Origin of the sequence: Myxococcus sp. CA005, from assembly GCF_006518205.1 — a bacterium.
GTDB lineage: Bacteria > Myxococcota > Myxococcia > Myxococcales > Myxococcaceae > Myxococcus > Myxococcus xanthus.
The window spans coordinates 1-9,589 of sequence record NZ_SRLV01000155.1 but is presented as its reverse complement, the minus strand read 5'-3'; the positions used below and the strand labels follow the sequence as shown (position 1 = coordinate 9,589).

At 68.0% G+C, this 9,589-nt stretch carries 11 protein-coding genes, 1 other RNA gene and 1 pseudogene; 8 read left to right on the top strand and 5 right to left on the bottom strand.

What is annotated here, in order from left to right; translation table 11 throughout:
- Window positions 1–505: GYF domain-containing protein (locus FMQ63_RS36205; RefSeq protein ID WP_141277003.1), on the bottom strand; the 505-nt coding region annotated here is incomplete at its 3' end.
- 147 nt (window positions 506–652) lie between these two features.
- Between FMQ63_RS36205 and FMQ63_RS36200 the strand changes: the two genes are divergently transcribed.
- Window positions 653–946: a TIGR02300 family protein gene (locus tag FMQ63_RS36200; RefSeq protein WP_011555676.1), complete on the top strand. Its 294-nt coding sequence runs from the start codon at window positions 653–655 to the stop codon at window positions 944–946.
- Window positions 947–1,033: 87 nt separating this feature from the next.
- Here the strand turns inward: FMQ63_RS36200 and FMQ63_RS37685 are convergent, their stop codons facing one another.
- Together FMQ63_RS37685 and FMQ63_RS36195 are read right to left on the bottom strand one after the other, a co-directional pair.
- On the bottom strand, window positions 1,034–1,201 hold the full coding sequence (locus FMQ63_RS37685; RefSeq protein WP_020478388.1) for a hypothetical protein: 168 nt from the start codon (window positions 1,199–1,201) through the stop codon (window positions 1,034–1,036).
- 142 nt (window positions 1,202–1,343) lie between these two features.
- Complete coding sequence (locus FMQ63_RS36195) at window positions 1,344–2,168, bottom strand: hypothetical protein (protein ID WP_011555678.1); 825 nt, start codon at window positions 2,166–2,168, stop codon at window positions 1,344–1,346.
- Between the two features lie 106 nt (window positions 2,169–2,274).
- On the opposite strand from FMQ63_RS36195, the gene FMQ63_RS36190 reads away from it, so the two are divergent.
- Genes FMQ63_RS36190 through FMQ63_RS36180 form a run of 3 tightly spaced genes read left to right on the top strand, consistent with a single transcriptional unit; the run spans window position 2,275 to window position 4,716 of the window.
- On the top strand, window positions 2,275–3,006 hold the full coding sequence (locus FMQ63_RS36190; protein ID WP_011555679.1) for a zinc ribbon domain-containing protein: 732 nt from the start codon (window positions 2,275–2,277) through the stop codon (window positions 3,004–3,006).
- A gap of 18 nt (window positions 3,007–3,024) precedes the next feature.
- Entirely contained in the window at window positions 3,025–3,663 is a 639-nt protein-coding gene (locus tag FMQ63_RS36185; protein ID WP_074960153.1) for a ribonuclease HI family protein, read from the top strand.
- Window positions 3,664–3,696: 33 nt separating this feature from the next.
- Entirely contained in the window at window positions 3,697–4,716 is a 1,020-nt protein-coding gene (locus tag FMQ63_RS36180) for a restriction endonuclease (protein WP_020478390.1), read from the top strand.
- Window positions 4,717–4,732: 16 nt separating this feature from the next.
- Here FMQ63_RS36180 and FMQ63_RS36175 read toward each other — a convergent pair whose 3' ends face one another.
- Complete coding sequence (locus FMQ63_RS36175) at window positions 4,733–6,061, bottom strand: reverse transcriptase family protein (RefSeq protein ID WP_020478391.1); 1,329 nt, start codon at window positions 6,059–6,061, stop codon at window positions 4,733–4,735.
- A gap of 284 nt (window positions 6,062–6,345) precedes the next feature.
- On the opposite strand from FMQ63_RS36175, the gene FMQ63_RS36170 reads away from it, so the two are divergent.
- The 3 genes from FMQ63_RS36170 to FMQ63_RS36160 all read left to right on the top strand — a co-directional run bounded on the left by FMQ63_RS36170 (window position 6,346) and on the right by FMQ63_RS36160 (window position 8,688).
- A complete protein-coding gene (locus tag FMQ63_RS36170) occupies window positions 6,346–7,626 on the top strand; it encodes an RNA polymerase sigma factor (RefSeq protein WP_011555683.1) in 1,281 nt (426 codons plus the stop codon).
- Window positions 7,627–7,685: 59 nt separating this feature from the next.
- Window positions 7,686–8,081: RNase P RNA component class A (rnpB, locus tag FMQ63_RS36165), an RNA gene on the top strand.
- Window positions 8,082–8,259: 178 nt separating this feature from the next.
- Window positions 8,260–8,688 (top strand): hypothetical protein, encoded by a 429-nt coding sequence (locus FMQ63_RS36160; RefSeq protein ID WP_225909472.1) that lies wholly within the window; start codon window positions 8,260–8,262, stop codon window positions 8,686–8,688.
- Between the two features lie 33 nt (window positions 8,689–8,721).
- Here FMQ63_RS36160 and FMQ63_RS36155 read toward each other — a convergent pair whose 3' ends face one another.
- Window positions 8,722–9,282 (bottom strand): hypothetical protein, encoded by a 561-nt coding sequence (locus FMQ63_RS36155; protein WP_011555685.1) that lies wholly within the window; start codon window positions 9,280–9,282, stop codon window positions 8,722–8,724.
- Between the two features lie 66 nt (window positions 9,283–9,348).
- Here FMQ63_RS36155 and FMQ63_RS36150 point away from each other — a divergent pair.
- Window positions 9,349–9,589: pseudogene (locus FMQ63_RS36150) on the top strand (signal recognition particle-docking protein FtsY); the annotation flags it as partial.

Below are 9,589 nucleotides of genomic sequence, written 5' to 3'. Positions count from 1 at the left end.
CGAAGAGGCCGGCCAGCTCGGGGATGTCCGAACCGCGCTTCCAGTCCGCCATGCCCTGCTGCCAGAAGAAGCTGCGGCCATTCACGGTGTTGGTGGCCACCAGCTCACGGAGGGCGCCTTCGTCCAGCGGGCCCTCCTGCTTGTTGCGCACCATGACGAACCAGGGCGAACCCGTGGCCTTCATGGGCGCGGCGCGCGTGGGCTCATCGTCCCAGGGCGTCTGCAGCGCGGCCGCGGGCGCCTTCGCCACCGGAGCGGCCGCGATGGGCGCGCTGATGACGGCCGCCGGGGCGGCGCTCGCTTCAGGCTCCGCCAGGGAACGCTCCTGGGCGCGGATGCGCTCCACGTCCGCGAGGGACACCACGCGGGTGTTCTCTTCCTCGGCGGGCCCTTCGACGGTGATGACGTTCTGGCAGTTCTTGCAGCGGACCTTGACCGTCTTGCCGCGGACCTTTTCGTCCGCAATGGAATACCGCTTCTGGCAATTGTCGCAGGTAAAGTTCAAGAGGGGCGTCCAGCTTCCGGGGGAAAACGCGGGCGGATGCTACCGCTAGAAATCTCCGGCGCAAACCACAGGTTGACTCTGTCTTGCGGCCCAACTATTGAGCCGCCCTCCCCCCTGTCTTCACTCGCCTTTAACACAAGGTGGCGAATGCCGGCGAAGGACCTCGGAACAAAACACGTCTGCTTCAAGTGCCAGACGAAGTTCTACGACATGAAGAAGCCGGACCCGATCTGCCCGAAGTGTGGGGCGGATCAGCGGGAAAGCCCGGCGCTCAAGCCCCAGCCCGAGGGAAGGCGTGGCCGTCTCGCCGCCGCCCCGAAGGTCATTGAGCCTATTGAACCGGAGGAACCCGCCGGTCGCGGCGAAGACGAGGAGGAGGAGCTGGACTCCTTCGACGACGACGAGGCGGCGGGAGGCGAAAGCGAAGAGGACGAAATCTAGGTTCGCAAAAAACGAGGGGCTCCACGGCGCAAGCCGGGAGCCCCTTCGCTTTTCAGGCCGTGGCGTTCGCGCCCGGACGGCCTGGCTTCAGTTGGACGAGACGGGCGTCAGCTCCACCAGCGCGCGGCGGAGCTGCTCGTACAGGGTCGGCCCCATCTCCTGCATGCCGATGGGCCGAACCGCCGCCTTGCGGGGCGCCTCCAGGCCGCGCATGCCGTTGCTCGGGAATGCTTGCTTCTTTGGTTGCTGCTGCATGACTCGGCCCCCTCTTCTCGGTCGTGGCTTCTGCCGTCCGTATAACAATTTTTCTACTGGAACGGAAACGCCAATCGATTCGCGGCTTCTCAACCTTCTAGACGTCGAGCGCCGGAATCCTTCAAGGGGACGGACTGGCGGGCTACTTCAGGTCGGCCACCGGCCACTCCGCGTCCACCTGGACGCGCTCGCCGGCGCGAACCGTCACGGTGCGGGCTTGTTCTGGAAGCCGCTCGTGCCAGAGGACCAGGGTGTGGGTGCCCTCGGGGACCTCCAGTTGGAAGCGCCCGTCCGCGCCGCTGGTCGCGAAGTACCCATGGCTGAAGGTGCGCACGCGCGCGCGCATCCACGGATGGATGTCGCAGTGGATGGGGACCTCGCCTGGCTCTGCGGGCAACCGCCGCTTCACCATCATGCCCTCCAGCGGCATGGCCACATTGAAGAAGGCGCGGTTCGTTCCGGAGGCGGCGCGAACGTTGTGGACCAAGGGGTCCGAGTTGCGGATGACCAGGGTGCTGCCGGTGCGAGCGGCCAGCACGGGCGGGTCATAGACACACTGCTTCTGGTCCAGCACGGGTTCCGGCGCGGCGCGCGCGGACGCGGGCAGCGCGTGGCCGTCTCTAAGGGAAACCACGGTGTGGGCCAACGCGCCCTCGCTTCCCACCACGAGCGTGCGCTCCTCCGTCTCCTCGCCACACACGGAGACGACGGTGCCGATGGTGGGCTGGCGGGCGGGTGCGGGGGGCGTGCCGGTAAGACGGACGCGCCCCTCGATGACGCCCCACTTCGTGTTCGTGGCGGCGGGCGCGATGGCCGGCGAAGTGGTGGTGGCGGGCGGCGGAGACGCGGACTCCTTGCAGGCAGGAGTGAGCGCGCAAAGAACGATGACGAAGGATGGACGAAGCACGCGCTCCGGTCTAACGGGTGCGTGAAGCTGTTTCAAATGCAGCATGGCAGCAAGGGCCACGAGGGATGACTCGTGGCCTATTTGGACGTTGGACCCTCATTAACCTTGTTGGTACAAGAACTAGGCCGTTGCCGTACACGGTGCGGCCCTGTGGGAGGCAGCAACTTTGCGGGAGAAATTGAAAGCGCTGGCGGAGCTGCAGAACGTGGACCTCGAGGTCGCCTCGCTCCGGAAGGCCGCGGACGTTCACCCCCGTCAGATTGCCGAGCTGGAGCGGGAACTGGGTGTGGCCCGCAGCGCCATCGAGGCGGAACGGGCACGCGTCTCCGACATGGAGAAGCAGAAGGCCCAGCTCGAGCAAAACATCACGGACGAGAAGGACAAGGTGAAGAAGTGGGAGACGCGGCTGAGCGAGCAGCGTTCCACCCGCGAGTACTCCGCCCTGGCCCGTGAAATCGACATCGCCAAGAAGGCCAATCTGACGATGGCGGAGGAGCTGACGGAGCTGACGAAGCAGCTCGGCGGCGCTCGCGAGGCCATCAAGGGCAAGGAGGCCGACTACGCGACGAAGCAGCAGGGCCTGTCTGGCCGGATGACGGAGCTGCGCGGCAAGCTGGGCGAGGCCGAGTCGCAGGTGAAGGGGCTGGAAGGTCGTCGTGCCGAAGTGGCCTCGAGCGTGGATGCCACCCTGCTGCGCCGCTACGAGGTGGTGCGCAAGAAGAAGCTGCCCGCCATGGTCGGCGTGGTCGCCGGCACCTGCCAGGGCTGCAACATGAACGTGCCCCCGCAGCTCTACAACCAGCTTCGCACCGGGCTGGGCACGGACATCTGTCCTTCGTGCAACCGCATCATCTACGCGGTGGAAGCGCTGCAGGAAACCCCGGCGGCGTCGAAGTAGCGGCACGGCTTCGTGGACATGCCCGCGCCGTCCATCATCGACATCCTCCGCCACATCGCGCGTGAGGAGCCGTTGCAAGGGACGGTACGTGCGTTCCGAGGCCTCACCCGGGAACACCTCGGGCAGCTCATTGAGGATGCCGCACAGCGGCTCGGCGGGATGTCGCCAGCCTCCGCTGCGTCGGCTCCGGGCACGCAGGTGCCGGCTGGGGCCATGAGCCCGCCGGTGGATGCGGCGCCCGATTCCGAATCGCATCCGCGGCTGCGCGTCTATTCAGATGGCGCGGCTCGGGGCAACCCAGGGCCCGCAGGCGCGGGCGCGGTACTGATGGACCCCGCAGGCAACGTGGTGGCGCGGCTCGGGCGGTTCCTGGGGCATCAGACGAACAACTGCGCGGAGTACATGGGCCTGCTGCTGGGCCTGAAGCATGCGCAGTCACTGGGCGCGCGCGAGGTGGAAGTCTTCGCCGACAGCGAGCTGCTGATTCGTCAGCTCGGCGGGCGCTACCAGGTGAAGAGCCCGACGCTGAAGCCGCTGTATGAAGAGGCGCGGAAGCTGCTCAAGGGCTTCACCAAGGTGAAGCTGCACCACGTCCCCCGCGCGCAGAACGCCGAGGCGGATGAGATGAGCAACCGCGCCATCGACGAGCGGATGTAGTCATTCCAGGGACGGACATCAGGGGGGGAATTGGTGACTGCCAACAAGCGCCTGTGGTTCATCCGTGCGGGCCGCGATGCCGCGTTCTTCGATGCCTTCAAGGCGGAAGGGCACGTCGGCATCGGATGGGACAAGGTCGGCCCGCTCGCGCCAGACTTGAGCGCGGATGAGCTTGAAGCCCGGTTCGCCAAGGCATATCCGGAGGACAAGGAAGGCACCCGACGAGTCTGGGCGGCCCAGGTCCGCCGGTTCATGCGCGATGTTGAGCAAGGCGACAGCGCGGTGACTTACGACCCGAACGAGCGCGTCTACCTACTGGGGCGCATCGAATCGGGCGTCGAAAACCGCGCCGGGCCGCCTCCGCTTGTCCGCCGCGTTCGCTGGACGCACCACGTCCTGCGAAACCAGTTGAGCGCGGCGACTCGCAACGGCCTCGGCTCCATCGCCACATTGTTTCGGCCCAGCGCGGAAGCCACCGCGGAACTCTGGGCGCAAGCCGTGGAACTGGAACGTCCCGTAGCGTCCCTGGCGCCCACGCCGGCCCCTGCCGTGGACAGCGACGAGGGCACTGAAGCGGTGCTCCGGGAGGAGCAGTTCGAAAAGGCCGAACAATTCATCGAGGACCGTATCGCAAGGCTGAACTGGAGCGAGATGCAGGAACTCGTCGCGGGCATCCTCCGCGCCATGGGCTACCGCACGCGCGTCGCCGCACCTGGCGCGGACCGAGGTGTCGACATCTTCGCTTCGCCAGACGGGCTGGGCCTCCAGGAACCCCGCATCTTTTGTGAGGTGAAGCACCGCGTGGGCGAGTCCATGAACTCCCAGTCGATTCGTGCGTTTCTCGGGGGCCGCAAGCAGGGCGACCGATGCCTCTACGTCAGCACGGGCGGGTTCACCAAGGATGCGCGTTATGAAGCAGACCGCTCCTCGGTTCCCCTCCGACTTCTCACGCTCTCCGACCTTCGTGAGCTTCTGGTCGAGCAGTACGAGAACCTCGACGCGGAGACACGGGCGCTGGTCCCCCTGAAAAAGCTCTACTGGCCCGTCGGGTAGTCGAAAGGCGTGGGCGTCAGTCCCACGCAATCTGGTCGAAAGTGGCGCGCAGTTTCGCGCCCCGGGCTGGATGCAGGTGCGCTACCCAGGCGATGCGTCCCAGCAGATGCGCTCGGAAGTCGGGATGGCCCTCGGTGTTCTGACTCGCGGGGCCTCGTGTGCGGCACAGGTGGAGAATGGCCTTCAGCCGCTCGTAGTCCACACGGCGAATCGAAGGATGATCATTCACCACCACGCCCGCGAGCCGCTGCTGGGTGCTCCGGTGCATCACCCGCGTCTTCCCTGTGCGCGGCGTGAAGCCCTCCTCCCGGAGAATCTGGCTCACGTACCGCAGCAACTTGTGCGTGCGCCGGGCCAATGCGTCACCACCCGAGAACGCCATGTCATCCGCGTATCGCGTGTACCGCGCGCCCATCGCCTCGGCGAGCGCCGACAGCCGGACGTCGAGCCGGTACGCCGCGAGGTTGGCCAGCGCGGGTGACGTGGGCGCCCCCTGTGGCAGGTGACGCGATTCGAGCCTCCGCGCCAGACGCCAGCGCGTGCTCGCATCGGCGAGTGAATCCGGCCGCCGCGCCTGCGACACCACCGCGCTGGGTGTGCGGTTCGTGCAGAGGCCCGCGAGCGCGCGCACTACGCCGTCCGGATATCCCGCCGTGCGGAACACCGCCCAGATTCGCGCGGGCCGCACCGCGAAGAAGAAGTCCTCGATGTCCACTCGCACCACGACGGCCTGCCGTGCGTGAGGCTCCGCGAAACGACGAACGCTCCGCCCCGCGACGAAGCCATGCGCCGCGTCGTGCGGCGGGATGTGGTCCAGAATGTCGTGGAGCAGCTTGCGCTGGACCAGCACCAGGTCCAATCCCGGCCGCTCCAACAGGCGCTCACCGCCGCTGCGCTTCGGAATCCAGGTGTACCGGTAGCGCCGCCACCGCCCTGGCGAGGACGTGCGCTCGATGCCCGGTACATCCGCCAGCCAGTCCAGTTGCGCCCCTGTCACCCCCAACCACTCCGCGAGTTCGGCTTGGGTCGACAGCGACGGCACGGGCCACGGCTGCCGCGCCATCCGCGGCTCGGACGAAATCCAACGCACGATGCGCGCACGCGCCGAAGGGTCTGTGAAGCCCCGCATGAACGCGGGGCGCGAAGCCAACAAGTCCCCGAGCAACTCCATCCGCGCATGCGGCGGACGCGGGAAGAAGATCATCGCGCTGCGAGCCAGGGACGACACCCAAGGCGCCCGTCCTCCGACGACCTCCGTGCCCCTTTCAACGAGCCCCTTGAGCATCCATGGCCCCGCGAGAAACGCGGACGCGAGCGCCTGAGCCACGACGTGCCGCTCGCTCATCTTCCACACTCACGCCATGCGGCGGACTGGCCCCACCTGTCGTGTCTTGCGTGGCCCGAACTGCGGCTTGCCGCGGAGACGGCCACGCGTGACGGTGTGCTCCTGATGAGTTGTCCCCGGGGGTACCCCGAAGAGGCAGTGGACCGCAGCTTCACGGACCGACTACCCGCTGGGTGTCCAAGCCGCCGCATGGCTCGCCGACGGTACACGCCGCACTTTCAAAAAGAAAATGCCGGGCGCGCACGCCCCTTGTGCCGCGAACGAACGGTGATTGAGTTACGCCCGTGACGGCATCCACCGAGACACAACGGGCCATTCAGGCGGTCTGGAGAATCGAGTCGGCGCGCCTCATCGCGGGTCTCGCGCGGATGGTGCGCGACGTGGGCCGCGCGGAGGAACTCGCACAGGACGCGCTCGTCACCGCGCTCGAAAAATGGCCGGAGACGGGCGTCCCGGACAACCCGGGCGCGTGGCTCATGACCACCGCCAAGCGCCGCGCCATCGACGAACTGCGCAGGGGCAAGCTCCTCGAGCGCAAGCACGAGGAACTCGGTCACGAACTGGAGTCGCTGCAAGGCACGGCCGCGCCAGACCTGGACGCCGCGCTCGACGACGTCGTGGGCGATGACCTGTTGCGATTGATGTTCGTCTCCTGCCACCCGGTACTCTCCAAGGAGACACGGGTGGCGCTCACGCTCCGGCTGCTCGGAGGCCTGACGACCGAGGAGATTGCCCGCGCCTTCCTCGTCCCCGTCCCCACCGTGGCCCAGCGCATCGTGCGGGCCAAGCGCACGCTCGCGGAGGCACACGTCCCTTTCGACGTCCCCGATAGCGAGGAACTGGCCGCCCGCTTGTCGACCGTTCTCGAGGTCATCTACCTCGTCTTCAATGAAGGCTACGCGGCGACGGCCGGCGATGACTGGATGCGCCCCGCGCTCTGCGAGGATGCCCTGCGCCTGGGCCGAATCCTGGCGGGGCTCGCGCCGAAGGAACCGGAGGTCCATGGCCTCGTCGCCTTGATGGAGATTCAGTCGTCCCGCTCACGAGCGCGCGTCGGGCCGAAGGGCGAGCCCGTCCTCCTGCTGGAACAGAACCGGGGCCTCTGGGACCAGCTCCTCATCCGCCGAGGCCTCGCGGCGCTCGAGCGCGCCGAGGCGCTGGGAGGCGCTCAGGGCCCCTATGCGCTCCAGGCCGCCCTCGCCGCCTGCCACGCCCGCGCGCGCACGGCCGAGGCCACGGACTGGGCACGCATCGCAGCGCTCTACGACACGCTGGCCCAGGTCGTCCCCTCCCCTGTCGTGGAGCTCAATCGGGCGGTCGCCCATTCCATGGCGTTCGGCCCGGCGGCGGGGCTGGCCCTCGTGGGCGCTTTGACCTCGGAGCCGTCACTCCAGGGATACCACCTGCTGCCCAGCGTCCGCGGAGACCTGCTCGCCAAGCTGGGCCGGCTCGACGAGGCCCGCGCGGAGTTCGAGCAGGCCGCCGCCCTCACGGCGAACGCGCGAGAACGCGCGCTGCTCCTCGAACGGGCCGCCGCCTGCGCGCGCGGAAGCGGACGTTCCTGAGCCCGGTGGACGCCCTGGAGTGGACCGCCCCTGCCCGGCTGTTGTAAGCGCAAGGTGCCGGAGCGGCCCGGGTGAACGCCGGTCACCGCAGTCATGGGTGGCGGGAGGAAAGTCCGAGCTCCAGAGGGCAGGGTGCTGGCTAACGGCCAGTCGAGGCGACTCGCAGGAAAGTGCCACAGAAAACAGACCGCCCGTTCCGAAAGGGGCGGGTAAGGGTGAAACGGTGCGGTAAGAGCGCACCGCGTCCGGGGTGACTCGGACGGCTCGGTAAACCCCACCTGGAGCAAGAGCCAATAGGAGCGCGTCCTCGCCGTACGGAGGACAGGGATGGCCCGTCCCATGCGTTCGGGTTGCTCGCTGATGAGGCCCCTGGGCAACCAGGGCCCTAGATGAATGTTCACCGCCCATCCCGAAAGGGGTGGGAACAGAACTCGGCTTACACGGCCGCTCCGGCGTTTTCCCTCTGAAGTCAGCGCGTGGAACCCCCTCCTCGGCGTGGGAACTGCGGTTCTCCACGATGGAGGGGCTTTGCTTCACGGGCCTAGTGTCTCCGGCATGCAAATGCAAACCGGTAGGCACTGGCAACGAAGCGTCCTGGCGGCAGTCGCAGTCCTGGTCCTGTCCGCCTGCAACATGGGCGACGCGCACGAGGAGTCCCTGGAACTGGGCAGCAGCGAAGCGGAGCTCTCCTGTCAGGTGAGCCAGCAGTGCGCGAATGGCACGTCCATCACCTGCGGCTCCGCGAGCGGCATCTGTACCTCCGGCGCTGACAACGGAGGCTGGGTGGAGTGCAACGGGAGCCGGACCTACTGTCCGACGACGACGCCGTGTACCTGCGAGAGCACGCAGCGCACATCCCAGGGCTATGCCTCCGGCTTCAACTGCCCGGCCGCATGGTCCCTGGCGGAGGAAAACGCGTTGGTCCTCGCCGAACAGGCGTGTCCACGGGGGCTCTGCAACGTCGTCACGACGCAGGGCACCTGCACCCGCGTCAACACCACCACGATGAGGGCCGGGTTCACCGCAACCTACTCCTGCATGGGGCCCCCGAACTGCCAGTAGCCAGCAGCGCCCAGGTGCCCGCTCAGCCGCGGCTCAACGCGCCACGGGCACCTGGCCCAGCAGGATGCGGTCCTTGCCGTCGTTGCGCACGGCGTTCGGGTTGAGGATTCGCAGCCGAGAGTCCGTGCGCGGCTCCCAGAACCCCAGCCAGATGTTCAGCGCGCGGGCCGTCGAGCCGGGCGGCACGTAGACGGGGAACTCGTCCTTCACCGTCTCACCGGGCTTCCACTGCGACGTGGGCAGCATGCCACCCGCGGGCTTGTGGTCCACGTTGATGCGCTCGGCGCGGCCGTCCGCGTCCTCCACGTGGACGAAGATGAGGTAGTCGTCGTCCATGGGCTGGAGCACCTTGAAGTAGAGCGCCACCTTCGCCTGGTCTCCGGGCGTCAGCCGCCCGGGCTCCACCGTGGCCCCCACCAGCTCCACCTTGCCGCCCAGGTTGGCGCCGCTCTTCACGGACAGCGGGGGCACCTGGGTGACGGTGGCCGCACGCCGCTCCTGCGCGCTCGCGCCGCCGGGCGCCTCCACGATGCAGGCGCTGCCGAGCAGCAGGAGCGACGGGAGCAGGACACAAGAGGGCTTGAGACGCATCACGACCGGGTTCTACCCGGCCACGGGCGCTGCATCCACCGGCGCGTTGGTGTATGCGAACCCGCGCACATGAAGACGCCCAACGCCCTCGACGCCCTGACCGCTCAGGTGCCGCCCGCCCCCTCTCCCGCTCCTACCCCGGGCGGGGGTTCCACACAGCCGGGCACCGGCACGCCCCCCTCGGACAGCTTCCCCGCGGGCGACGTCGTGGGCATTGGCGCCGCCGCCCTCTTCGTCCTGCTGATGGTGCTGGCCGCCCGGAAGCTGTTCTTCCGCAAGCGCCCCGAGGAGAAGAAGCCCCCCACCGTCC

Coding starts and splice junctions, on each gene's coding strand:
- FMQ63_RS36160 (WP_225909472.1), top strand. CDS start 8,260: ATGGGCGACGCGCACGAGGAGTCCCTGGAACTGGGCAGCAGCGAAGCG.
- FMQ63_RS36175 (WP_020478391.1), bottom strand. CDS start 6,061: ATGAGCGAGCGGCACGTCGTGGCTCAGGCGCTCGCGTCCGCGTTTCTC.
- FMQ63_RS36185 (WP_074960153.1), top strand. CDS start 3,025: ATGCCCGCGCCGTCCATCATCGACATCCTCCGCCACATCGCGCGTGAG.
- FMQ63_RS37685 (WP_020478388.1), bottom strand. CDS start 1,201: ATGCAGCAGCAACCAAAGAAGCAAGCATTCCCGAGCAACGGCATGCGC.
- FMQ63_RS36200 (WP_011555676.1), top strand. CDS start 653: ATGCCGGCGAAGGACCTCGGAACAAAACACGTCTGCTTCAAGTGCCAG.